General features: G+C 61.3%; 33 protein-coding genes and 1 pseudogene. 20 read left to right on the top strand and 14 right to left on the bottom strand.

The window, feature by feature from the left end; genetic code table 11:
* The first annotated feature begins 305 nt into the window (after positions 1 to 305).
* The 6 genes from X760_RS72690 (at position 306) to X760_RS78695 (ending at position 5,440) form a co-directional block, all read left to right on the top strand.
* Positions 306 to 971, top strand: a complete 666-nt coding sequence (locus tag X760_RS72690) for a hypothetical protein (RefSeq protein ID WP_031195435.1) — start codon at positions 306 to 308, stop codon at positions 969 to 971.
* Between the two features lie 2 nt (positions 972 to 973).
* The gene (locus X760_RS72685) at positions 974 to 1,465 is read left to right on the top strand and encodes a hypothetical protein (RefSeq protein ID WP_023723058.1); all 492 of its coding nucleotides are present in this window, start codon (positions 974 to 976) and stop codon (positions 1,463 to 1,465) included.
* On the top strand, positions 1,465 to 3,951 hold the full coding sequence (locus tag X760_RS77600) for a hypothetical protein (RefSeq protein ID WP_023723057.1): 2,487 nt from the start codon (positions 1,465 to 1,467) through the stop codon (positions 3,949 to 3,951). The genes X760_RS72685 and X760_RS77600 overlap by 1 nt, the downstream gene beginning before the upstream one ends.
* A complete protein-coding gene (locus tag X760_RS72680) occupies positions 3,951 to 4,391 on the top strand; it encodes a hypothetical protein (protein WP_023723056.1) in 441 nt (146 codons plus the stop codon). The genes X760_RS77600 and X760_RS72680 overlap by 1 nt, the downstream gene beginning before the upstream one ends.
* 302 nt (positions 4,392 to 4,693) lie before the next feature.
* The gene (locus X760_RS78700; protein ID WP_245278793.1) at positions 4,694 to 5,254 is read left to right on the top strand and encodes a hypothetical protein; all 561 of its coding nucleotides are present in this window, start codon (positions 4,694 to 4,696) and stop codon (positions 5,252 to 5,254) included.
* A gap of 24 nt (positions 5,255 to 5,278) precedes the next feature.
* Positions 5,279 to 5,440 (top strand): hypothetical protein, encoded by a 162-nt coding sequence (locus X760_RS78695; RefSeq protein ID WP_023723054.1) that lies wholly within the window; start codon positions 5,279 to 5,281, stop codon positions 5,438 to 5,440.
* Between the two features lie 127 nt (positions 5,441 to 5,567).
* Here X760_RS78695 and X760_RS77595 read toward each other — a convergent pair whose 3' ends face one another.
* The 3 genes from X760_RS77595 to X760_RS77585 all read right to left on the bottom strand — a co-directional run bounded on the left by X760_RS77595 (position 5,568) and on the right by X760_RS77585 (position 6,550).
* Positions 5,568 to 6,089 (bottom strand): hypothetical protein, encoded by a 522-nt coding sequence (locus X760_RS77595; RefSeq protein WP_023723053.1) that lies wholly within the window; start codon positions 6,087 to 6,089, stop codon positions 5,568 to 5,570.
* 89 nt (positions 6,090 to 6,178) lie between these two features.
* Positions 6,179 to 6,367, bottom strand: coding sequence for a hypothetical protein (locus X760_RS77590; protein ID WP_023723052.1), 189 nt, complete (start codon positions 6,365 to 6,367; stop codon positions 6,179 to 6,181).
* A gap of 12 nt (positions 6,368 to 6,379) precedes the next feature.
* Positions 6,380 to 6,550: a hypothetical protein gene (locus tag X760_RS77585; protein WP_198030581.1), complete on the bottom strand. Its 171-nt coding sequence runs from the start codon at positions 6,548 to 6,550 to the stop codon at positions 6,380 to 6,382.
* 242 nt (positions 6,551 to 6,792) lie between these two features.
* Between X760_RS77585 and X760_RS77580 the strand changes: the two genes are divergently transcribed.
* Together X760_RS77580 and X760_RS78990 are read left to right on the top strand one after the other, a co-directional pair.
* Positions 6,793 to 8,430 (top strand): SGNH/GDSL hydrolase family protein, encoded by a 1,638-nt coding sequence (locus tag X760_RS77580; protein ID WP_023723050.1) that lies wholly within the window; start codon positions 6,793 to 6,795, stop codon positions 8,428 to 8,430.
* Positions 8,431 to 8,471: 41 nt separating this feature from the next.
* On the top strand, positions 8,472 to 9,056 hold the full coding sequence (locus X760_RS78990; protein WP_023723049.1) for an acyltransferase: 585 nt from the start codon (positions 8,472 to 8,474) through the stop codon (positions 9,054 to 9,056).
* A 92-nt stretch (positions 9,057 to 9,148) separates the two neighbouring features.
* Here X760_RS78990 and X760_RS78685 read toward each other — a convergent pair whose 3' ends face one another.
* The 9 genes from X760_RS78685 to X760_RS72620 form a co-directional block, all read right to left on the bottom strand.
* Positions 9,149 to 9,436 carry a hypothetical protein gene (locus X760_RS78685; RefSeq protein ID WP_023723048.1) on the bottom strand — a complete coding sequence of 96 codons (288 nt, stop codon included), beginning with the start codon at positions 9,434 to 9,436 and terminating at the stop codon, positions 9,149 to 9,151.
* Entirely contained in the window at positions 9,426 to 9,896 is a 471-nt protein-coding gene (locus tag X760_RS78680; RefSeq protein ID WP_245278792.1) for a hypothetical protein, read from the bottom strand. The genes X760_RS78685 and X760_RS78680 overlap by 11 nt, the downstream gene beginning before the upstream one ends.
* A 464-nt stretch (positions 9,897 to 10,360) precedes the next feature.
* Positions 10,361 to 10,645 carry a hypothetical protein gene (locus tag X760_RS72635; protein ID WP_156948367.1) on the bottom strand — a complete coding sequence of 95 codons (285 nt, stop codon included), beginning with the start codon at positions 10,643 to 10,645 and terminating at the stop codon, positions 10,361 to 10,363.
* Between the two features lie 162 nt (positions 10,646 to 10,807).
* Positions 10,808 to 11,386 (bottom strand): acyltransferase family protein, encoded by a 579-nt coding sequence (locus tag X760_RS72630; RefSeq protein ID WP_023723045.1) that lies wholly within the window; start codon positions 11,384 to 11,386, stop codon positions 10,808 to 10,810.
* 344 nt (positions 11,387 to 11,730) lie between these two features.
* Entirely contained in the window at positions 11,731 to 12,090 is a 360-nt protein-coding gene (locus X760_RS0140480) for a GDSL-type esterase/lipase family protein (protein WP_348633270.1), read from the bottom strand.
* Positions 12,091 to 12,666: 576 nt separating this feature from the next.
* Entirely contained in the window at positions 12,667 to 12,840 is a 174-nt protein-coding gene (locus tag X760_RS77575) for a hypothetical protein (RefSeq protein ID WP_023723043.1), read from the bottom strand.
* A 165-nt stretch (positions 12,841 to 13,005) separates the two neighbouring features.
* Entirely contained in the window at positions 13,006 to 13,173 is a 168-nt protein-coding gene (locus X760_RS77570) for a hypothetical protein (protein WP_023723042.1), read from the bottom strand.
* A gap of 257 nt (positions 13,174 to 13,430) precedes the next feature.
* On the bottom strand, positions 13,431 to 13,580 hold the full coding sequence (locus X760_RS72625) for a hypothetical protein (RefSeq protein ID WP_023723041.1): 150 nt from the start codon (positions 13,578 to 13,580) through the stop codon (positions 13,431 to 13,433).
* A 169-nt stretch (positions 13,581 to 13,749) separates the two neighbouring features.
* Positions 13,750 to 13,935 carry a hypothetical protein gene (locus X760_RS72620; protein WP_023723040.1) on the bottom strand — a complete coding sequence of 62 codons (186 nt, stop codon included), beginning with the start codon at positions 13,933 to 13,935 and terminating at the stop codon, positions 13,750 to 13,752.
* A gap of 150 nt (positions 13,936 to 14,085) precedes the next feature.
* On the opposite strand from X760_RS72620, the gene X760_RS72615 reads away from it, so the two are divergent.
* The 6 genes from X760_RS72615 (at position 14,086) to X760_RS72590 (ending at position 16,342) form a co-directional block, all read left to right on the top strand.
* Positions 14,086 to 14,877 (top strand): N-acetylmuramidase family protein, encoded by a 792-nt coding sequence (locus X760_RS72615; protein ID WP_031195425.1) that lies wholly within the window; start codon positions 14,086 to 14,088, stop codon positions 14,875 to 14,877.
* A 1-nt stretch (position 14,878) separates the two neighbouring features.
* Positions 14,879 to 15,091, top strand: a complete 213-nt coding sequence (locus X760_RS72610; protein ID WP_023723038.1) for a hypothetical protein — start codon at positions 14,879 to 14,881, stop codon at positions 15,089 to 15,091.
* A complete protein-coding gene (locus tag X760_RS72605; protein WP_023723037.1) occupies positions 15,091 to 15,360 on the top strand; it encodes a hypothetical protein in 270 nt (89 codons plus the stop codon). Before X760_RS72610 ends, X760_RS72605 begins: the two co-directional genes overlap by 1 nt.
* Positions 15,345 to 15,548 (top strand): hypothetical protein, encoded by a 204-nt coding sequence (locus X760_RS72600; RefSeq protein ID WP_023723036.1) that lies wholly within the window; start codon positions 15,345 to 15,347, stop codon positions 15,546 to 15,548. Before X760_RS72605 ends, X760_RS72600 begins: the two co-directional genes overlap by 16 nt.
* On the top strand, positions 15,548 to 15,871 hold the full coding sequence (locus X760_RS72595; protein WP_036245970.1) for a hypothetical protein: 324 nt from the start codon (positions 15,548 to 15,550) through the stop codon (positions 15,869 to 15,871). Before X760_RS72600 ends, X760_RS72595 begins: the two co-directional genes overlap by 1 nt.
* A 171-nt stretch (positions 15,872 to 16,042) precedes the next feature.
* A complete protein-coding gene (locus tag X760_RS72590; RefSeq protein ID WP_023723034.1) occupies positions 16,043 to 16,342 on the top strand; it encodes a hypothetical protein in 300 nt (99 codons plus the stop codon).
* A gap of 63 nt (positions 16,343 to 16,405) precedes the next feature.
* Here X760_RS72590 and X760_RS72585 read toward each other — a convergent pair whose 3' ends face one another.
* Positions 16,406 to 16,681 (bottom strand): hypothetical protein, encoded by a 276-nt coding sequence (locus X760_RS72585; protein WP_023723033.1) that lies wholly within the window; start codon positions 16,679 to 16,681, stop codon positions 16,406 to 16,408.
* 170 nt (positions 16,682 to 16,851) lie between these two features.
* On the opposite strand from X760_RS72585, the gene X760_RS72580 reads away from it, so the two are divergent.
* The 4 genes from X760_RS72580 (at position 16,852) to X760_RS72565 (ending at position 18,457) form a co-directional block, all read left to right on the top strand.
* Positions 16,852 to 17,148: a hypothetical protein gene (locus X760_RS72580; protein WP_023723032.1), complete on the top strand. Its 297-nt coding sequence runs from the start codon at positions 16,852 to 16,854 to the stop codon at positions 17,146 to 17,148.
* Between the two features lie 377 nt (positions 17,149 to 17,525).
* Positions 17,526 to 17,831 (top strand): DUF1236 domain-containing protein, encoded by a 306-nt coding sequence (locus X760_RS72575; protein ID WP_031195423.1) that lies wholly within the window; start codon positions 17,526 to 17,528, stop codon positions 17,829 to 17,831.
* Positions 17,832 to 17,954: 123 nt separating this feature from the next.
* Positions 17,955 to 18,167: a hypothetical protein gene (locus X760_RS72570; protein WP_023723030.1), complete on the top strand. Its 213-nt coding sequence runs from the start codon at positions 17,955 to 17,957 to the stop codon at positions 18,165 to 18,167.
* An 83-nt stretch (positions 18,168 to 18,250) separates the two neighbouring features.
* Positions 18,251 to 18,457 (top strand): DUF2934 domain-containing protein, encoded by a 207-nt coding sequence (locus X760_RS72565; RefSeq protein WP_023723029.1) that lies wholly within the window; start codon positions 18,251 to 18,253, stop codon positions 18,455 to 18,457.
* A gap of 124 nt (positions 18,458 to 18,581) precedes the next feature.
* On the opposite strand, the gene X760_RS72560 is transcribed toward X760_RS72565, so the two are convergent.
* The gene (locus X760_RS72560) at positions 18,582 to 18,896 is read right to left on the bottom strand and encodes a hypothetical protein (protein ID WP_023723028.1); all 315 of its coding nucleotides are present in this window, start codon (positions 18,894 to 18,896) and stop codon (positions 18,582 to 18,584) included.
* Between X760_RS72560 and X760_RS76980 the strand changes: the two genes are divergently transcribed.
* Entirely contained in the window at positions 18,880 to 19,125 is a 246-nt protein-coding gene (locus tag X760_RS76980) for a hypothetical protein (protein ID WP_156948365.1), read from the top strand. The genes X760_RS72560 and X760_RS76980 overlap by 17 nt on opposite strands.
* 208 nt (positions 19,126 to 19,333) lie before the next feature.
* Positions 19,334 to 19,630, top strand: a pseudogene (locus X760_RS72555) (hypothetical protein); the annotation flags it as partial.

The following is a 19,630-nucleotide window of genomic DNA, read 5'->3' as shown; positions in this document are numbered from 1 at the left end:
AGACGTGTGCTCTTCCGATCTTCCCATCAGCCATCGCATCAAGAAATGCGCCTGGAACGACGACTATCTCATCAATGCCATCACTCATATGCGATAGCCCTGCCCTTGCGGGGGAGATGTCCGGCAGGACAGAGGGGGGCGCTGTCCCGCCGACCAATCGTAATTACGTCCTTATCCATTCTGGCCTGACCGCAGTTAGCTAAAGCCGCCGCGATCCTTCGCGCCCCCCTCTGCCCTGCCGCGCATCTCCCCCACAAGGGGGGAGATTGGCAGCTGCGATGTCCTCCCTCAAGAAGGAACCACCCGTGACCCAACTCCCCCATGCCGAAGACCTCGGCAGGGCGCGGACGGCTGCCGATTTTGCCGCCGTCATCGCCTTGCTCGACACCGACCTCAACAATGCGATCGCCCGCAAGGGCGAGCTGGAAACGGAAAAGTTTCACGCGATCTTCGGCGCCGGCAATTTGACGGCGGCGCGTGCCGCATTGGACGACTGCACCGCTGAAATTGCGCTGATCGAGAAAACTATCGAGGACGCGGACGAGCGCCGCGTTGGCGCCCCCCTGGACGAACCCCCCGCCGAACCCTGCGCTGACACGCCGCCGCACGGCGACGAGGTCAGGACAAACGCCGAGGCGCTCGGCGAGCGCTGGCGCACGGTCCACTGGCTGATCGAGCAACTGCGCCAGGAGCTGTTCGCGGCCGATGCCTTGAGCCGCGCCGTCACCGCCGCCAACGGCGTGTCCGACGGCGCCGCCGGGGTCAAAGTCAACCTGACCACCATCCGGCGCACAGCCATGGCCGGCCCGCGGGCCACAGCACCCACGCGGCTCAGCCGCCCGGCGATCCAGGCCGACCGGCTGCTTTTGTCCTTCCTCAGTCCCGGCGGCGTGCTCGACCGGCGCCCTTCGATCGGCGCGCCCGTCGACGGCATCAAAAGCAAATTCATTCCCGCCGGCGAACGAGGCTGACCATGTGCACACTAGCTCTTATCGGCACGGCGCTTTCGGTCGGCGGCGCGCTGGCGGAAGGCCAGCAGTCCAGGCAGATGGCCGACTACCAGGCCAAAGCCTATGAACAGCAGGCGCGGGCCGACGCTCAAAGCTCGGCCTTCGAGCAGGGCCAGGAGCGCCATAAGCAGGACCTGCTGCAGGCGCAGGCGCGTGCCCAGGCCGGCGCTTCGGGCGTCGCCATGGCGGGATCGCCGACCGAGGTGCTGGCCGCCAATGCCAGGCAGGGCCAGCTCGACCTCAAGGCGATCCAGTACGGCTCGCAGCTGCGCCAGAACGGTCTCGGCACGCAGGCGGCGATCGCGCGCTTTTCCGGCAGGCAGGCGGTGGGCGCCTCGATCTTCAAGGCAGGCGGCAACCTCGTATCGGGCATTGCCGGCCTCTACGACCCGGCCAAGGCGGTGACGTTCGGCAGAAGCGCCTTCCCGCCGGCGCCGGGCGGAGGCCTCTACTGATGGCCACCATCCCGCTCCAGCTTGCCCAGCGCCGGCTCGATACTGACACTGTGGCCTCCTATCCCAACGGCTCGCCGGTGGGCGCCGCCATGCAAGGCTTTGGCGACGAGCTCTCGGCGGTGGCCGAACGCTTCCGGCAGCAGAAGCAGCAGCAGGATGCGTTCGACGCCGACATTATCGGCCGCGAGCTGAACGCACGCATCGCGCACGCCGAGGCCGTGGCGGTGCAGACCGCGCCGGCCGACGGCGGCGGCCTGCACGACTTCATGTATGGCCAGCTCGATCCGCGCAGCGACGGCGTCGTCAAGCCCGGCCTGTTCGACCAGATCTTCGACGACACGGCGGCGAAAGTGCCGGAGGGCGAACGCGCCAATTTCCTCGCGCAAAAGCAGGCGTTGCGGCTCGCCGGCTCGGCGCGCATGGCCGCGCAGCAGCACGCGCGGCGCCAGAACTACGAGCAGGCCGAGTGGACCAAGGTCGAGGACGGTTACACAAGCGCCATCGCGCAGGGCGACCCGGACGACAGCGAAACGTTCGAGGCGATCAGGCAGAGCGGGCTCGAACTGATCGGCAAGATGGGCAACCCGGTGGCCCGGCAGGCGGCTGAGGCTGCCTGGCGCAGCAACACGGCAAAGGCGCTTGCCCAGGCGATGATCGCCCAGGATCCGAAGCGCGCTGCCGAGATGCTGGGGGCGGTGTTGGCCGCAACGGACGGCAAGACCAAGGACGATACCGTCGAGGCTGTGAGTGGGCCTCCGGCGGATGGAACTGCCGCACCGGCTTCGCTCCGTGACCGGGTAGGCAAGCTTACGCCGGACGAAAGGTCGGCGCAGGCCTTTGGGGACGACATTGCCCCCGAAGAGCGGCCAGGGTTGGTCCAGCAGGCCCGAGCCGCCGACGCGATGCGGCAAGTCGAAAAACGCACAAACATTATCCTGGCCGAGCAGAATGCGCCGGCCGACATCAGGGACAGTGGAACCTATTCCGGCCCGATCCCAACGCCGGAACAATTCGTCGCTCTCTATGGCGCTACCGAAGGCGCCGGGCGCTTCGAGGCGTTCAACAGGACCGTTGAGGTTAATCGCCAATTCCACGGCATGCGCGACCTGTCGAATAACGCCGTGCGGGCCATGGTCAAGGACGCCGACCCCACCGCAGATAGTTCAACGCCGGAAGTGGACAAGGCACGCCATGACGCTATCGCCGCCGCCGCGGACCTGACGTTCAAGGCCAGGCAGGCCGATCCGGGCGGCTATGTCCGCGAGGCATTCGCGAACCTTGATGCGGCCTGGAGCAACCTGTCGAAGCCGGGAGACTATCGGGCGGCGATCATTGGCTCCATCGCCGCCCAGCAACAGTTGGGTTTTGAGACCGCCCAGCCGCTACCCAACTCTGTCGCTGAGGACATTGTCGGCAGACTCAAGGCCCAGCCGCAACACCAGACCGCAGAGCTGCGCAATGTGTTCGCCGCGCTACCGAATCAAGCCGCGCGCGAAGCGGTGCTGAGCCACCTGTTTCAGACCAGCGCGTCCCAAACGGACAACAGCATCGCGGACAGGTCGGTCCGGGCAGCTGTAGTCGACCCGATGATGCTGCTCGATTTAGCCAACACTGTCGAGCCAGGACGATCGGTATCAAACGCGGAACTCACCAACTACTTACCGACGAATCAAGAGTGGCTCGGGAGATTGATAGCCGGCGACAGTGAGCGGGGGAGCCTATGGCGTCTTCTCGCGCAAAAACTCGTGGGCTCCGATGGGCTTGGCGAAGACAGCATCTCGGTGGCCGACTTCACGCCGTTGGGGACGTCATTTGCACTGGAGAAGGCTGGAAATGCAGCGCTGGAAGGCAACTACGACCAAACACTGCTCAATGCCGCGGGCGCAATTCCTGGCGATAGGTTGGCGGTGGTGGCCCTGGAACGCGCCGCGGCGAAGATTGCCAAGCCCTGGGTAGAGAAACTCTCAATATTTTCGAGGCGGCCGACTGACCTAGTCGAAGGCGGCGAGGCACTTGTTCGTGGGGTCGATGCCGAAACCCTTAGGCACCAGCAAGCGCTTGCGCGCTCGGTCTCGCCACCAATCCCACGCCGGAAGACGCGAGCCGGTGAAATGTCCGATAGTGCCTTTGATACCGCGTTACTAGGTGCGATGCTTGCTAGGGATACGTCCAAAGTTAAACATGCCGGGGCGAAGGTTGGGTGGGCTCCATCCAAGGACTATCGAAAAACCTTTTTCGACGCGAATCCTAGTCTCAACAAAAGCGACTATATAGGGCTTTTTGCAGAGCAAGAGCTGCATTCAATCGAGAATCTTCGTGGAATCCGGAACGAGTTCGACATAAATTTGCACCAGAAGGTCATTCGGAACGAGTGGGAATATTTCTATAAGAAAAACCCTCATGCTACTCGCCAGAAGGTCCTTGACTATGTTACTGAAATCGACAAGAAGTATGGACATTTGTTCTATCTACCAATAGGTGACTGATGAGATACTTTGACATTCTGCCCGATGTGGCCGGCGGATTGGGCGACGGCACTGTCATGGATACCAGTGTCCACCCTCCTATCGTGAGCAAGCTTGTGTACCAGATGGAGGGATGGATCGGTGATGTTCTTATAACAAGCTTTCCATGTTTCCTCGTGACGGAAGAGGCCGCGCACGCATTGTCAGAAATCGGCTTCACCGGAGCGGCATTCGCCCCTGTTGAAGTCATAACGTCCGAAGATTTTCGCGAACAGCAGCCCGAGGTAGAGCTTCCATCTTTCGTGTGGCTGAAGGTGAGCGGGAAGGCGGGTCACGATGACTTCGGCATCGCCAAGAACCTTGACCTCGTCTTATCAGAGCGAGTCTTCGATGTGTTTGATGAACGAGGTCTCCCTTCAGCTACCATCAAGCCGTTCGACATTTGGCATGAGCAGCGTTGAGCTTTGCGAGCCCATTCCGGTAGAGCCGTGCAGCGCACTCGCGACAAGCCTGTGCAGCGCTGAATATGGATGTGTCTCACGAGAAAGCGCTGGCCGACCGAGGGCACGCATCGTGCGAGAGCAGATCATATTAAACACCATAGCGATGCAGGAGACTATGCTCGCTGGGCAAGAAGAAGATGGCTCAAGCAAGAAATGAAAGGGAACACAAGTGGTCGAGCGAAATTATAGCGACGTCAAACCCGACTTGACTAGCGTCACCCGCTTGCCGTCGGCTGACAAAAGCACAGGCGATGAAGAGCTTGATGCTGCACGTCTGGAAGCCCGAAAATATCTTGAGTTTTATGACTGGTTTCAGACATCAAGGGAGAATATCTTGGGTATGGGCCGACGGCATAATATATATTTTCCTTTTCGAGATTGTACCTGGCAGGCCGGAAGTGGATCCGTGGGTATGGGTGATCGTAGGCGATGTGCCTCCGACATACCTGACTTGTGAGGACGCCAAGACTCCATACGAGGCGCTGGATGGATATATCGGCGCCATGGAAGAGTGGGTCGAAGCTGCGCGACGGGGGGACCCGGTGGCGGATCTAATCCCGGTCGATGTGCCGGCTAGCCCAGCCAACGCCGAAATGTGGGTAGCCGTCTCAAGTTCCTTGATGAGAATGTGCTTCCGTTACGACTCTTTTGCGACCATGGCAAGGATCGCTTTTCTGCTTACCTTGGCCGCTGTCCTCCTGCTCGCGCTTTCGCCGGTGCGGTTCCTGCAGGAGCTGGACATGGGCTTCACCTTCCACCATGACAAGCTCAACCACGCCGCGGCGTTCGCTGCGCTGGCGGCGCTCGGAAGCCTCGGCTAGCCGGAACACAAGACGAGGCTGGTCGTGCTCCTCGCCATTACCGGCGCGGCGATCGAGCTGCTTCAGGGCGCGCAGCTGATCGCGCGCGACATGGATATCCTCGACTGGGTCGCCGACTGCGCCGGCATGGCCTGCGGGCTGGCGGCGATCGGCGGCACAAGAAGGCTCATTGGCGGATCGCTATAGCCCTGGACCGCGTTGCTCGCTGTCCGCAAAATTGTCCGTGAATACACCGGCCGCGCCGGATAACGCGGTGTCCGGCCGCGCAGCTTAGATTTCCCACCGCCAGCACCGAACCCCCTTCCAGCCTCGCTCATGCGGGGCTTTTTTTATGGAGCAAGCCCTCATGTCCCGACCTGCAACTGCCGCCGTTCGTCTCCTGACCGGCGAACGCGAGCCCGTGCGCCTCGCAACCACGGCCGACATCCTCCTGCATGGCCTGCAGGCCATCGATGGCGTGCCGGCCGAAATCGGCGACCGCGTGCTGGTCAAGGACCAGGCCGACCCGACGCAGAACGGCATCTACACGGCGAGCGCAGGCGAATGGTTCCGTGCCGCCGACGCCCGCACGACGCGCACCCTGCAGAAGGGCACGACCGTTCACACCCAGATCGGGTCGGTCAATGCCGACCGCGTGTTCGAATTCACGGCCGACGAGCCGGCCGTCGGCGCCGATGCCATCACCATCGCCGCATCCGTTCCGCCCGACATCGCCGACGTGGTCGAAGAGGTCGAAGCGCTGCGCGATGAAACCCAGGCCCTGAAGGATGCTGCCGCAGCCAGCGCCGGCCAGGCATCCGCCAGTGCCGCCGCTTCCGCCGCGAATGCCGGCCAAACCACAGCCGACCGGGCTGCCACCAATTCCGATGCCGTCGCCGCCGCGGCGGCCGTCGTCAGCGCCCAGGCCGCACGCGACGCTTCGCTCTACGGCAAAGGCATTTTCCCGACGACTGCGGCGGCAATCGGCTTCGGCGTCGCCGGCAACGGTGCGATCACGGCAGGCTCGGGCGGCGCCAATGGCACGTTCGACCTGGCGTTTGCCGGCGGCACCGGTTCGGGCGCGGCCGGCCGCTTCGTGGTGGCGGGCGGGGCGCTGACGCAGATACTGATCACGGCGCCGGGCTCCTACACGGTGGCGCCGACGTTCAGCTTCGGGGCGTCGGCGGGGCTGGCCGGCGCCGCGGCGGTGGCGGTAATGGGCAGGAATGTCGATGTCGGCGAGTATTTCTGGACGGAGGTCAGCGCCGGCTTGCTTGGCCTATTCCGAGTCGACGCCGGGCCGGTTGCAACCGACATAGGAGTTCGTTCATCGACGGCCAGCATTGTGACGAACGTCGATGCGCTGTCGCGCATAGAAGGGCTTGCGGTCACTACGATCAAGCTGACCGAGGGCACTGGTTCCGTCGCGCCGACCTGTTTCCGAACCTATACATTCTCGACTGGCGTCGTANATCAAGCTGACCGAGGGCACTGGTTCCGTCGCGCCGACCTGTTTCCGAACCTATACATTCTCGACTGGCGTCGTAGTCGAGCATGTCGTGACCGCCAGGGCATCCGAGCGCCGGCTGCTGCAGCTGCTTTCCAACGGGCCAGCTGTCTATACCGCCAATTTCGATCTGTCGGACGGTACCTGCACCGGTACCGGCCCGGCACTCACCAGCTTCTCTATGATCGCGCTGGGCGGTGGCGAGTACGAATGCAGAGCGGTAGTCACGCCGACTGCGAACGGCGCTGCCAACGTCCAGACGCGGTTTTCGCCGGCCGGCGTGTTCCCCTTCACCGGCGATGGCGCCTCCGGCGTTTACGTGCGGAACATCGTCCTGCGGCTTCCGTCAACGACCACCAATCTGTTTCCGAGCAGCGACCCGACGAACGCCGTCTTCACCAAGACCAACTGCACAGCCGCAGCCGCGACCGTCCCGGAAGTCAGGGTGGTGCCGCAGTTGCAGGCGCTGGTCGACGTCATCGATGTGCTGGTCAATGGCCGGCTAACGGCCGACAAGATCATCGAGCAATCCGGTTCGGGCAGCCCGTCTGTATATCAGGCCATCGCATGGGTGATCGGTCAGACCTTCGTTTGGGATGTGTATGCCCAAAAGGCCGAGAGGACACGCCTTAACCTGTTTTCCAACGGGGCCTGCGCCTTCGACTGCACCTTCGATCTTGCAGGTGGCACCGCTTCCGGCAGCGGCGCGGCATTCGGCACCGTTTCGACGCAGGCGATCGGCGCCAACTGGTATCGTTGCCGGGTGACCGGCACTGCGAACGGCACCGGCATCGCCAATGTCCAGCATCGCGTGTTCCCGGCCGCCGGTGGCCATCCTTACGTCGGCGACGGCGTGTCGGGCCTCGGTCTCCAAAGCTCTAGCCTGAGCATCAACGGGGGCGCGAACATCCTCAATTCGCCGCGCGATTTTTCGTCCGCAGCCTGGATCAAGGCTGCTGGAATGCCGCCGGTTGCCGCCAACACCATCCGCTATGTCGGCGCGCTCGATCCGAGCGCGATTGACGCGGATGCCGACGACGGTCGGGCAGCGCTTGTCGGCAAGAAATGGACGCTGCTCGGTTCGAGCATCACAGCCCAGGCGTTCTATAGGGGACCGCTGGCCGTGAAGACCGGCATGGTTCCGACAAATCTTGCCTATAGCGGTGGGTCCCTGGGAATTGCCACCAATGGGCACTATGGGTCGCAAAAGATCTACGACCAGATTGCCCTTATTCCGGTAGATGCCGAGATCATCACTTTAGAGCCGGGTCCGAATAATTTCGGAGCGGCCGACGTAGTTCTAGGCGACCTGGGGGATCAAACCCTTGCTTCCGGCTTCACCGGGGCCATGGTTGATGCCTTCAAGGCCATGCGCCTCCGAGCCCCTATTGCCAAGATCATATGCCTCGGTACTTACAGCGGTGGTCCTGGCCACGCTACTCATAGGCTTTTCAGGACAAACAGTCAGGGGAACACTCTCGACCAGTTCATGCGGAGGGAACGCGAGGTCTGTGAAATGATGGGGATGGGCTTCATCGACGTCGGCGGCGGCAGTGGTATCGGGTACCTGACCTCGACACTCTACATGTCGGACGAATTGCACCTCAACAGCGTCGGCGGGGAGAGATACGCCAGCTTCGTTGCCGATAAGCTGCGCGCGCTATCGCGGGTTGGATTCTTTGGCACTTGATCTAGTTGGAAATTTCGCTCGCTTGTGGCAGATACCGGTGGATGCGTATCTTCTCGACCGTCCTCGCTTTTCGCCGTCTCTTCTGGTCATGGATCGCCACCGGCGCTGCCAGGGAGAATGCGATCCTCGGACCCCGGACGCGGTTCGGTGCAGGGGCGGAAATCTTCAACATCCACGGCGACCGAGCGAGGGTTTCGATCGGTGCCGACAGCCATTTGGATGGACATTTGCAAATCTTCGCCCATGCAGGCCGCATCGAGATCGGCGATTGGTTCTACCTTGGACCCGGCTCAACGGTTTGGTCGTCTGATCCGGTGGGGATCAAGATCGGCAAGCGGGTGCACGTTTCATGGGGGGTCGCGATCCACGATACCAACTCGCATCCCATGGACCCTCGGAAGCGGTTTGCGCAAATGCAGGCCATCTTCAAGGAAGGTCACCCGCGCGTCGACCCCGGCATCCGATCGTCGCCAATTGTGATTGGAGATGACGTCTGGATCGGCAATAGCGCCATGATCATGAAGGGTGTCACCATCGGCGATCGGGCTATTATCTCGGCCGGGTCAATTGTTCGATACGACGTTCCGGCCGATGCATTGGTGCGGCCAGCAGACCTAGTGAAGTGATGCCTGTCGCTGCCGCTCATCAACGAGGGTCGTGCCGTCGTATCGCACTGCATGTCGAGCCGGTCGTCCAGTCTACATTTCTCGTCTCGATCTCAGGGCGCTTCGATAAAAGGCATATGCTTGATGCGCTCCCATTGGTCTTTAGCCGTAGTTCTAGACCAGCGGTTACGCAGGACGTTCTCTCGATAGGCCTGGGCAGGCTCTAATTCCGGTATGTCCGAAGCGTCAGGTAAGAAGAACGCGTTCGCGCCGGCGGCCGAGACGGCAACGAGCTTGTAGTCGTGCGTCTTGCATAGCTTGGTCAGGGCGGTGATCGATGCACCGTGATACCAGCCGCTGTCATGCTTGGCCGTGCGGTCGAACGCGAGATCATAGGGCACGGTGATTGGGTTGAGACCGAAACTGGCATTGTACTCCGCGACAAATGACAGCCGGACGCACTGGCAGCAGGGCTTGCAGAAACCAGTAGTCGTTGCCGTCGACGTCGACGGAAAGCACTCCAAGCTGTGGAAAATGCGTGGCGAGGTTTTTGATGTTGTCAAGATCGATGAAGCTCTGGCGCACTTCGATCCGCTTTGGAAGCAGCGAGCGGGCCAACCGCACGGTCGTTGCGTCGCCGTCGACGAGCAGACCCCTGAAGTCGCTAAGCCCAATGCAGTTGTATTCCGTGGGATGAAAACCAAACTCCAAGAATGTTTTCGGGCTTTGACCAACGATCCGCGACAGGATCACGCTCTCGTCGGATTGTGGAGACCCACCAAGGTGAGCTTTTGCGAGGTGAAAACAATAGCGGAGCGGGGTTGCGCGAAGAAAGGCATGCACGCGCGACTGGACATTCATCGCTAGATGACTCCTCGATCGCCCGCCCGCAGCAAATTATTTGCAACAAACAGCGACGGTTTGCAACCTTGCGCAACGACCGCGACCGCCTGCCAGACGCTTCGTTCGAACCGCCGAAAAGAAGAACTGCGCTCGAGAGCGGCGCGAGTCGCATCTGCAAAGGCATTTGACCGGAAAAGGCGCTCCGGCTGAGGTTGATGGCCGAGGCGCCGAGACTACCAGAGCGTTTCACTAACCTGCAAAGCTGTCGGCTCAGGAACGCCTTGCGATCGGAACATTGGCGCTAAATTGGGTGAGCTGCTGTCGTGCAATGCCTTGTCAGCAGTTGCGCTTGTTGAGGGTGGGATTCTGCGGTTTGTCGCTTCAAGCCGGTTCCACCTATAAAGCTTTCGCGACGCAACCATAGTCCTACGGCGACCCTTGCTCAGTTCCTCTGGCGAACCTGTTGGGATAAAGGTCGGTCCTTAGCCTTCTGATGGCAGCAAGGGCGCCTGTGGTTCCGCATCTGAGATGGGCGCTTTTACGATATCTGGCGCAGCGCGGCGCGCTTTGCTGCCATAGTCGATCTTCTTCGACTGCTTCTTGGCCCACTCTTCGACAAAATACCAGAGCAACAAAGCCGCGCCGAAACACGCGGCAAGCGCAATAGCCGATGCCAGCCATGGGGAGCCGGGGAACACCCGCTCGGATAGTTTTACGAACCTCATGCCGATAGGGACGTGCACGAGGTAAAGCGAATACGAGATCATCCCGACCCTGCTGAACAGGGACGACGCCGGCACCCAAGAGATTGCAATCGCAGTCGAGGCTAGAAGACAGGTGATTGCCCGCTCCGGTCCAAGCGTCCACCATACCACGGCGCAAAGGGCAGCGATCCCGACGCAGAACGTGTTGAGGTCAACCCGCTTCGTCTAGAACATGAAGGTCAGAATGCCGGTGCCGAACACGCTCAAATGGGGCGGCAGGAATTCGACATATCCGGTGCTCACGATAGAGAGCGCGGCAAACCCGCCAAGCATTGCCAAGCCTGCAGTCCTGCTGCTGACCAGGATCGGAAAGAGCAGTCCTATCACCACGTAATATTGAAACTCGATAGCCAGCGTCCAGAACGGTCCGCTAAGCCAAGGCTGACCCACGAAGGCGTTCACATAGCCGATATGCAAAAGCACGTTGGTGACGGTGTAGGGAGGATGCGAGGTGTTGAGTTGCGGGATGTGAGCCAGCGCCACGCCGCTGATCAGGATGAAGGCGATCGTCACGAAGTAGGGCGGTTCGAGGCGGACCACGCGCCGGGCAATGAAGCGGAAATAGCCGCTGATCTTGTGCCCAGCGAGGTCCATCGACAGCGGAACGATAAAGCCTGAAATCACGAAGGACAGCGGCACGCCCATGCGGCCATAGCTCCACACGTCATCGACGCCGTTTCCAATCCCGGCAGTACCGACGACATGGAAGACACACCATGAGAGCCGTGATGCCTCGAAGGGCATCTAGTGTCTGGTTGCGCATTCTTCCCCGCTGTGAGTTCGTCGCTAAGCCGCAAGGTGTGCCATCCGGCAACTGAATGCGCAACGTCAATTGCTATTCTGGCGCGGCTTCGCAGGGAGAAACGCCCTAATCTGTTCCGCCCATAAAGTATATGCGGCTCCCGTAATATGCGTGCCATCGACTGAATATTTCGGCAGCAAGACGCCATTCGGCGCAAGGGTCGCATTGAGGTCCAGATAGTCGCAGACCGAGCCGGAACATAGGGCTTGCAGCTTGCGGTTCAGCTCAGCGGTGGCTTCATTTATTTTGGGATATCGGTCGCTTCGGAACAGTGTAGATTGAACCACTACCGCTTTGGAGCCAGCGCTTTGATGATCCTGTTGTAGCGCCCGAAGGTCCCATTCGCGTCTAGCCTGATCGTGAAGTCATTCGTGCCGATCATCACGAAGGCAATATCGGCATCGACGCGGGAAAGTTCATCGGTTCGAGCCAGAAGGCCGGCCGTGTTGTCGCTGTAGACGCCGCGGTTGATGATCCGGTAATCAGGAAAGATCGCGTCCCAATCGCCCATTTCCGTGATCGAGTCGCCGATCATCACAGCGTCACCAGAACTCCGGCGGGCCGCAAAGATGCTGTTGCGGGCCGCCTGATACGTGGTTGCCGGAACGCTTACCGCTTCAGGCCAGATGGAAGCCTTTAGCGGCATGTAGCCCAATGACCGAACGCCGAGCCGGCGAGGAACCCGGCAACAAGGATGGAAGTCTTTCGCATCCTTAGCCCCTACGTGAAATCCCGAAACATCAGGGTGGCTCAAGCAGGCCCCCTACCGGCTAGAGCCCTAACTGCTCGGGCCGACCAGTCCTTGAGCCCTCTGGAACCTCTCATGATCGCCGAAAGCTTTAGATGCCCAAGGGCAGTAATTCAATATAGCCTTCCACAACATTGGAGGGTGACCACGGGCACTGCGTCCCAGGAGGACCTGCGAAGCGCGCATCACCGATCGCATATCCCGCGCGTCGGGGCATTGATCGGCATCGGCGACGACGAAATTCGTGCCGAATCAAAAGGCCATCCGAGTAGCCAATCCCTGTGAAAATAGGAACCTAACAACCTACCCGCGAGGGCGGAGCTGACTGGAGCGCTCTGCTCGTCGCAGTAGCATTTAATCTCGCGGGAGGATCGGGTCCCTCGCTAGCCAAACAATCTGCCTAGACATTTAGAGTCACGACAGCAGAAAAAAGCCGAGCAAAACCGCGAACACTGCGTCCGCCGCCGCCAGCGGCTACCGCCTGCTGTCCTGCGGCTTCTCGTGAGGCTCCTGGCCTTTCGACCACCAGACAAAATACAGCGAGCCCATCTTCATCACGGGAACGCGGCGGTCGCGTTCCCGGGCTCGCAACTCACGATAGGTCTTCATCTTCAGAGTGCCGCCCGGCAGCCTGATACGCACTGCCATCGGTCCAACTCCCGTTGTGCAACGCAGCAATTGTGTGCAATGCGGTAAGTAGAGACCTTCCGTTACGGAAGAGTCAACAGCAGCATCATCAACTTATTTTGCGAGCTGGCCGGCGCAGGCTTCGCGGTGCCGGGCGGGCAGGCGCATGCCCGGACGAAAGGAGCTTCATCCTGGCGACTGATCGTCAATCAGGCGCTGGCGGTTCGACCACCAGGTGAAATAGACCCGGCCGAGCCTGACGACGGGTACGCGGCGGGCGCGTTCGCGATCGCGCAATTCGCGATACACCTTCACCTTCAGCGTGCCGCCAGGCATCCTGATACGCACCGCCATCGANTTCGCGATCGCGCAATTCGCGATACACCTTCACCTTCAGCGTGCCGCCAGGCATCCTGATACGCACCGCCATCGATTCCGCCACCCCATTGTGCAACGCAGCACAAGAGACCTTCCGTCGCGGAAGAGTCAACGCCTGCCCGCTGACTATTTTTGGGATCTGGCGAGCGGTCTTCGGAGGTTTCGGCGCGCAGGGCGGTTCCTGATCCCGCACGGAGGCACCAGTGCCCGGTCGGGATCGTCGGGTGCGCGGGCTATTTCCTGGGCGAGGATTTTCTGGGCGAGGATGGACGATCGGACATGCCGCTCGGCCACCAGATGACGAAGTAATTGCCGACCTGCCAAACCGGCACCTCGCGATTCTGCTCGCGGCGCCGCAGCTCGTCGCTTTTCTTGATCTTCAAAGTCCCGCCTGGGAGTCTGATTCTTATCGTCACGTGTCCTCCCGCACCCGCTACAGGTACGAACGATATACGCGAACAGTTTCATCCCGGCTAAGCAATTTCATCCAGGCCGAGCAATTTCGGGGCCGATACAGCGCGCCGGACCGGCGCGAGATCGCCGAAACCGGCTCTATTTGAAGAAATCAGCAATGCCGTTGATGGCCAGCACCGCATAGACGATCGGTCCGGCGATAAACGCACAATAAAGGCAGAGGATCGCTGCCAGCACCGCGAGCAGCGGCTTGTCGCGACCGACGGCGCGGAGCTCGGACCTCACCGACCAGCGCGCCGCAGCGGTTTGTTCATCATCAGGCATATGCACCATCCCGCGGCCATTTCACACGGCGGGTCGAAAACATCAACCTTCCTTGCCACATCGGCACGCGCTGCCGCCCAATTCTGCTTTGCCGCCACGCATCCGTTTTTCAACCTCAAAACCTGCCCACAAGGGCGGAAAGGACTGCCCATGGACCTTTCATTCAAAGGCGCCGCGAGGCGCCTCGATGATATAGACTTGCCGAAACTCGGCGCCCGGATCGGCGTCAGCGAGGACGAGATCCACGCGTTCCTCGATGTTGAAACCAGCGGGCACGGCTTCGACGCCGTTGGCCGGCCGGTCATCCTGTTCGAACCGCACGTCTTCTACCGCAACCTGTCGGGTGCCAAGCGGGCAAAAGCGGTAGCCGCCGGCCTCGCCTATCCGAAATGGGGCGAGAAGCCCTATCCAAGGGATAGCTACCCACGGCTCAGGGCAGCTTGTGCGATCGACGAAACCGCGGCGCTCAAATCCGCCTCATGGGGCTTGGGCCAGGTTCTCGGCGAGAATTTCAAAGCCGCCGGCTTTCCTACCGTGCAGGCGATGGTCGAGGCGATGATGGCGGACGAGGCGCTGCAGCTCGGCGCGGCGATCGATTTCATCGTCGAGAAGCGGCTCGACGACAATCTGCGCAATCACGACTGGGCGGGATTCGCCAAGGGCTACAACGGCGCCGGCTATCGCAAGAACGCTTACGACACGAGGCTTGCCGAGGCCTATCGCAAATGGTCGCGCATCAAGGATACGCCGTGGCCGTCTGCCGGTCTGGTGGTCCTTCGGCCTGCAGCTCCGCTAGAGCCCGCAAAATCGATTCCCGTTCCACCGCCGGCCGCCGCGCTCTCTGCGCCTCCTGTGCCTGTCGCCAAGCCCGGCTTCCGGGCAGCGCTGATCGCCGCCGTCCTGAAACTATCAGCCATCCTCAAACTGTTTGGAAGGAAATGACATGTGGACCCGGATCAAGAGCTTTTTCTGCGATAGCGAGACAATATTCTGGGCGCGGCTTCAGGCCGCCATCGGCGTCATCGCGAGCATCGTCACCTATGTCGACCCGCAGGTTCTTTCGCCGATCATTCCGGGCGAATGGTTCCCCTGGTTTCTTGTGGTCAACGGCGTTTTGACCGAGTTCCTGCGCCGCCGCCGCGCGGAGGATTTGTGATGGCCGCACTCCTCGCCATTCTCGGCGCCATCATCGGCAACAAGCTCGTCATGACGATATTCGCTGCTGTGGCCGGCGGCATCGGCCTTTATGTTGCGGGCGGCATCAACCGGGCGAAGAAGGAGGCGGCCAAACAGGCCGAGGCAAAAGTCGCGGCCGGAGAAGATCGCCTCGAAATGAACCGCGAGGCCGCCGCAGAAGAGCGCAAGGCGGCCGGCATGACCGATGCGGCAGCACGAGCGGAGGCTGGGAAATGGGCAAAGCGCTGATCCTCTGCCTGGTGCTCGCCGGCTGCACGACAACCGCGCCGGCCGGCAATCCGCGCCAGGTCTGGTGCGACCACAACCAGCCGCGCCGGCCATCGGCGGCCATCGTCGCCGCCGTGACCCGGCCCGAGCTCGACGAGATGAACGCCTTCAACGGGCAGGGTGCCAGATGGTGTGGGTGGACGCCATGATGCATGAGCTGCTCGACGTTCTGGGCATCAAGGCGCCGGTGCTGGTCGCCGGCCTTTCCGGCGGTATTTTGCGGGCTTTGTCGCGTCATCGCTACAAGGTCCGCGAAATGGTGGCCTCGCCGATCTGCGGCGCGCTGGCGGCGGCCTATCTGACGCTGCCGGTCGTGCATTATTTCCGCGCCGCCGGCCTGCCCATTCCTTCTCCGGACGACGACACCACGACGCTCGCCGCCGCGTTCCTCATCGGCGTCTCGGCGATGTGGATCTCGGATATCGTCTTCGAGGTGATCGTGCGCCGGTTCGGGCCGGTGAAGGAGGAGTAAGCCGCCCAAGCTGACAAAAGAGTGACGTTCAGTTGAAGCCCGCGGCGCCGAAAGGTGCGGCGGGCTTTTGCATTTTCCCTGGCAATCTGTACGATCTTTTCTCTGCGAGGGCGGCTCGATCCGGCGCTTGCGAAACCAAGATACGCTTTAGGCCTCACGGGAGATGGTGTCATGCTTGCCAGAGTCCTGACACAAGCGGCAGTCCTGACAGCCGGGGCGCTTCTGTTTGCCGCGACGGCCCATGCCCGGCCGGACAGCCGCGCGATGACGTGCGAACAGACACAGCTTCTGATCCAGAGGCACCGCTCGGTGGTGCTGACCACCGGACGGAACACCTACGACCGATACGTGCGCCAATTCGGCAATGAATGCGACTGGCCGCAGATGCCGCGCGTCGCTTATATCAAGACGCGTGACGGTCAATGTCTGGTCTATCGCTGCCAGGAGCCGGTCTTCGACCTCCCGAATTGAAAGCAGGGGCTTTTTCATCCGGCCGCCGACGCGGACAGCGAGGGCAGTGCGAAAGGCGGTGGCTCATTCTTCGTCGAAAGGACCACCTTCGCGTGCGAGATCGCGTGAAATAACGCGTTCATCGGTATCGTCCGGCAACGCCTCGTCGCTTTCCTGGTAAGCGTTATCGTCATCCTCCTCCGGCAGTTCGCCGTCTTTCTCGACGTCGTAACGGATGTCGCCGTTTTGCGGCACGCCGTCTGGGAGAATTCTCCCGCTCCGGATGGCGTCCCAGTCCTGCTGCTGGATGGTCGGGCTCTCCGTCTCGTCGTCGGTTCGTTCTTTCCTGCGCGGTTCCATCGCTGGTTCTCCATAATGTCGGCGGCCCTGAACTGGCTCAGTGGTTGAACTCATAAGTCTGGCGGCCGGTTCCCGGGCCACTGCGGTCCGGGCGCATTGCCGCACGACGGAACCAATCGCGCCTGCCTGCCTTCACAAGTCAGACGATCCTGGCGCGAAAGGAGCTCGACATGAGACCGCTCATTTTCTTGCCGTACATGCTAGGCGCGCTGGTGCTGGCGGTGCCGGCGTCCGCGCAGCCGGGCGAACAGTCGCAATTCGACCGCTGCAAGGTCGAGCCGCCGGACAAGAACAGCCAGCAGCAGCAGCCGGCCGGCAACAATTTGTCCGATATGCTCGAGCCATGCGGTGGGGTGCTGAAGCCGCCGCCAACGGGCGATCAGGGCATGGCGGCACCACCGGCGGATGAGGGCAGGACCCCGGTGATCAAGCCTGGCGAGGTGCCGCCACAGCCGCCCAAGCAGTAGCCGCTTCAATTGCTGCGACAGAGGCTGCCCATGGGGCTGCGACGGGCGGTAACGCCGCGCCGCTCGAGCCGGCAGGTTAGTTGCAGTCGCCTAGGAACATTAGCTTGTCCTAAATGTTGTTTTAGACGCAGCCGATATCACCCCCTCCGGTATCGCTGCTGATCGGGAGACCGATCGGCCCGCGTCTTGCGACGCGGGCCACCGCAGCTCATCCGCAGTCCATTCGCCGCACCGCACGGGCACTTCACCGCTATTCGATTAGCCGCCACTTACGGAACAACAAGGTGGCCTGGGCGTTTGCCTAGAGGGTTCGCCGCTTCGACCGGAATGCCGCGTCGCAACCGTAAAGGCGAGGCCCGTAACAACAGGAGTAGACGATGAAAATCCACCTTGTTCCTGCTGCGGCGGGATTGGTGTTGCTCGCCGGCGTCGGCGTGGCCACCGCAGACCAGGTGATTGTCACGCCCGAACAGCAGACGGTCATCCGCGAATACGTCCACAAGCACCCGTTGGCGTCGATCAATCTTCTGGGGGTGGAGCTCAATATCGGTTCCACGTTGCCCGATACGGTCGAGCTGCAACCGATCGATGTTCCCGACGTGCAGTACAGATACGTCGTCGTCGACGGTCGCACCGTGCTCGTCGACCCCGGCACGCGCAGGATCGTGCACGTCATCGAGTGACCGGCGTTCCCAAACCGCGAACCGGATTTGGAAAGGTCACGGTCTAAATTATCAAAAGAGCTCCATCCCGAAGGATCGGGATGGAGCCGCTGTCGTCTCGAAACAAGGAAAGGAGCCATTCCCATGCTGCCGCATGTCGAGCCGACCAACGTGGCCGCAGCCGTCGACAAATTGCTTGCTGAACGAGGCGATGGCCTGCTGTCGATGAAGGTAGCGATTGCGCTGTTGCGCGAACGCACCGGAACGGAGCGCTCGGACGCCGATCTTGAAGGGCTGATCATCAAGAAGGCGGCGCTCCTCGGCGTTGCTGTCCTGTGTGACAGAGAGGCTCAATAACGGTGCCTGCCGCTCAAGACGCGGGTCGAAATTTCAGCTAGAACAAAGTTGCTTACGCATGAACCGAGCCGACGGAGGCAACAGTGACGGACAGGCAGGAACGGATTCGCCAGCGGGCACACGCGATCTGGGAACAGGCAGGCAGGCCCGACGGGTCGCATCAGCAGCATTGGGATCAGGCTACCGCCGAGATCGACGCAGAAACCGCCGCGCAGGAGACCGCCAGCCGGCCGAAGCCGCCGGCCGCCAAAGAGGGAACCAAACCCAAGGCGCGACCGCGCAAAGCGTGAACTCGAGCGGATTTGATTGCATCGCTGGATCTCGTGGTTCGGTTGGCCCATCGTAAGGCGGGACCAGTCCTAACCAGTCCCGCTGCCGCCCACCCGCGATGGTAAGCCGGATTGTCGTGGCTTACTACTTACCGCAATTGTTGTCGTTGACAGTCGGGGAAACCGTCCCGGCAGGCTTGTTGGACGCATCGGGTTGGGCACCTTGCGGGGTTGCAGGGCAGTTTTGATCCGCATTGGAGTTCATGGCACCCGTCGTGCCCATCGTGCTGCTGGTCGTGCCAAGGTCGATGCCATTCGGCTTGGGCTGGACGACGATGCTCTTCTCACTGCCAGGCGCATTGTTGTCCGAGCCGGCATTCTGGGCCATCGCCGCGGTCGCCAGACCGGCTGCAAGTATGGAGGCTGTCAGGATTTTCGTAAGCATGTTGATCTCCATCATTCGGTTGTCGTCGCATGGCGACTACAGAGAAAACAATGCGGGCGACGGAAAGGTTCTGGCAAAAATGGCGCAGCACGGCGAAGCAAACACGCGCATGGCGGACCTTCTCGGCCCGTTTTCTATTGCCTCGTGTCGGATTGATGTAGTCGTTTTCAGATTTAAGAATTCGCCTTATTTCGATCGCCGACCGTTGGGGCGACGTTCGTCTATCGCGGCGCCCATCAGTTGACGCTCGCATTGCTTCACCCGGCAGAGGACCTTCCCGAAGTAAAACTTTCGGAAAATTTCACTACAAACTTCACTCGGCTGTTGTGTGAACAGATACCATGAGGCCAGTAAGTTGATCGGCAAAGAAACCGATAATCTTCTTGCAAATTAGTAGGTATGCAACCGGCGATGTCGCGGGCTGTTCAGCGCAATACAGCAAGGAGAGTGTTATGACCATCATAATCAAAACAATCACCGATGCGGTGGCGGGCAGCGCAGTTGTTTTCATGCTCTCGATGCCCGTGAATGCCGCGGACGGAATTGCCGTTGGTGTTGGCACTTCCATTGGCGGCAACGGCGGCATCAAAGCCGGCCTCGGCGCGACGGTTGGTGGCCGCCAAGGCATCAACGCTGGTGCCGGCGCAACGGTTGGGGGCAGCGGCGGCATCAAGGCCGGCCTCGGTGCGTCGCTGGGCGGCAGTCGCGGCATCAACGCCGGCGCCGGCGCAACGGTTGGCGGTTCCAGC

Source organism: Mesorhizobium sp. LSHC420B00, from assembly GCF_000503055.1.
GTDB lineage: Bacteria > Pseudomonadota > Alphaproteobacteria > Rhizobiales > Rhizobiaceae > Mesorhizobium.
This window is presented reverse-complemented; position numbering and strand designations above follow the sequence as displayed.

What these genes read in the sequence shown, in the direction of transcription:
- X760_RS72595 (WP_036245970.1), top strand. Translation starts at nt 15,548, where the DNA reads ATGCATGAGCTGCTCGACGTTCTGGGCATCAAGGCGCCGGTGCTGGTC.
- X760_RS72635 (WP_156948367.1), bottom strand. Translation starts at nt 10,645, where the DNA reads ATGATCTCGTATTCGCTTTACCTCGTGCACGTCCCTATCGGCATGAGG.
- X760_RS72630 (WP_023723045.1), bottom strand. Translation starts at nt 11,386, where the DNA reads ATGCCCTTCGAGGCATCACGGCTCTCATGGTGTGTCTTCCATGTCGTC.
- X760_RS72615 (WP_031195425.1), top strand. Translation starts at nt 14,086, where the DNA reads ATGGACCTTTCATTCAAAGGCGCCGCGAGGCGCCTCGATGATATAGAC.
- X760_RS72600 (WP_023723036.1), top strand. Translation starts at nt 15,345, where the DNA reads ATGGGCAAAGCGCTGATCCTCTGCCTGGTGCTCGCCGGCTGCACGACA.
- X760_RS72570 (WP_023723030.1), top strand. Translation starts at nt 17,955, where the DNA reads ATGCTGCCGCATGTCGAGCCGACCAACGTGGCCGCAGCCGTCGACAAA.
- X760_RS72575 (WP_031195423.1), top strand. Translation starts at nt 17,526, where the DNA reads ATGAAAATCCACCTTGTTCCTGCTGCGGCGGGATTGGTGTTGCTCGCC.
- X760_RS72685 (WP_023723058.1), top strand. Translation starts at nt 974, where the DNA reads ATGTGCACACTAGCTCTTATCGGCACGGCGCTTTCGGTCGGCGGCGCG.
- X760_RS77575 (WP_023723043.1), bottom strand. Translation starts at nt 12,840, where the DNA reads ATGGCAGTGCGTATCAGGCTGCCGGGCGGCACTCTGAAGATGAAGACC.
- X760_RS77600 (WP_023723057.1), top strand. Translation starts at nt 1,465, where the DNA reads ATGGCCACCATCCCGCTCCAGCTTGCCCAGCGCCGGCTCGATACTGAC.
- X760_RS72580 (WP_023723032.1), top strand. Translation starts at nt 16,852, where the DNA reads ATGAGACCGCTCATTTTCTTGCCGTACATGCTAGGCGCGCTGGTGCTG.
- X760_RS72605 (WP_023723037.1), top strand. Translation starts at nt 15,091, where the DNA reads ATGGCCGCACTCCTCGCCATTCTCGGCGCCATCATCGGCAACAAGCTC.
- X760_RS72585 (WP_023723033.1), bottom strand. Translation starts at nt 16,681, where the DNA reads ATGGAACCGCGCAGGAAAGAACGAACCGACGACGAGACGGAGAGCCCG.
- X760_RS76980 (WP_156948365.1), top strand. Translation starts at nt 18,880, where the DNA reads ATGTTGATCTCCATCATTCGGTTGTCGTCGCATGGCGACTACAGAGAA.
- X760_RS72590 (WP_023723034.1), top strand. Translation starts at nt 16,043, where the DNA reads ATGCTTGCCAGAGTCCTGACACAAGCGGCAGTCCTGACAGCCGGGGCG.
- X760_RS77585 (WP_198030581.1), bottom strand. Translation starts at nt 6,550, where the DNA reads ATGTCGGTTGCAACCGGCCCGGCGTCGACTCGGAATAGGCCAAGCAAG.
- X760_RS72620 (WP_023723040.1), bottom strand. Translation starts at nt 13,935, where the DNA reads ATGCCTGATGATGAACAAACCGCTGCGGCGCGCTGGTCGGTGAGGTCC.
- X760_RS0140480 (WP_348633270.1), bottom strand. Translation starts at nt 12,090, where the DNA reads ATGCCGCTAAAGGCTTCCATCTGGCCTGAAGCGGTAAGCGTTCCGGCA.
- X760_RS78990 (WP_023723049.1), top strand. Translation starts at nt 8,472, where the DNA reads ATGCGTATCTTCTCGACCGTCCTCGCTTTTCGCCGTCTCTTCTGGTCA.
- X760_RS72610 (WP_023723038.1), top strand. Translation starts at nt 14,879, where the DNA reads ATGTGGACCCGGATCAAGAGCTTTTTCTGCGATAGCGAGACAATATTC.
- X760_RS72680 (WP_023723056.1), top strand. Translation starts at nt 3,951, where the DNA reads ATGAGATACTTTGACATTCTGCCCGATGTGGCCGGCGGATTGGGCGAC.
- X760_RS72560 (WP_023723028.1), bottom strand. Translation starts at nt 18,896, where the DNA reads ATGATGGAGATCAACATGCTTACGAAAATCCTGACAGCCTCCATACTT.
- X760_RS78680 (WP_245278792.1), bottom strand. Translation starts at nt 9,896, where the DNA reads ATGAATGTCCAGTCGCGCGTGCATGCCTTTCTTCGCGCAACCCCGCTC.
- X760_RS77570 (WP_023723042.1), bottom strand. Translation starts at nt 13,173, where the DNA reads ATGGCGGTGCGTATCAGGATGCCTGGCGGCACGCTGAAGGTGAAGGTG.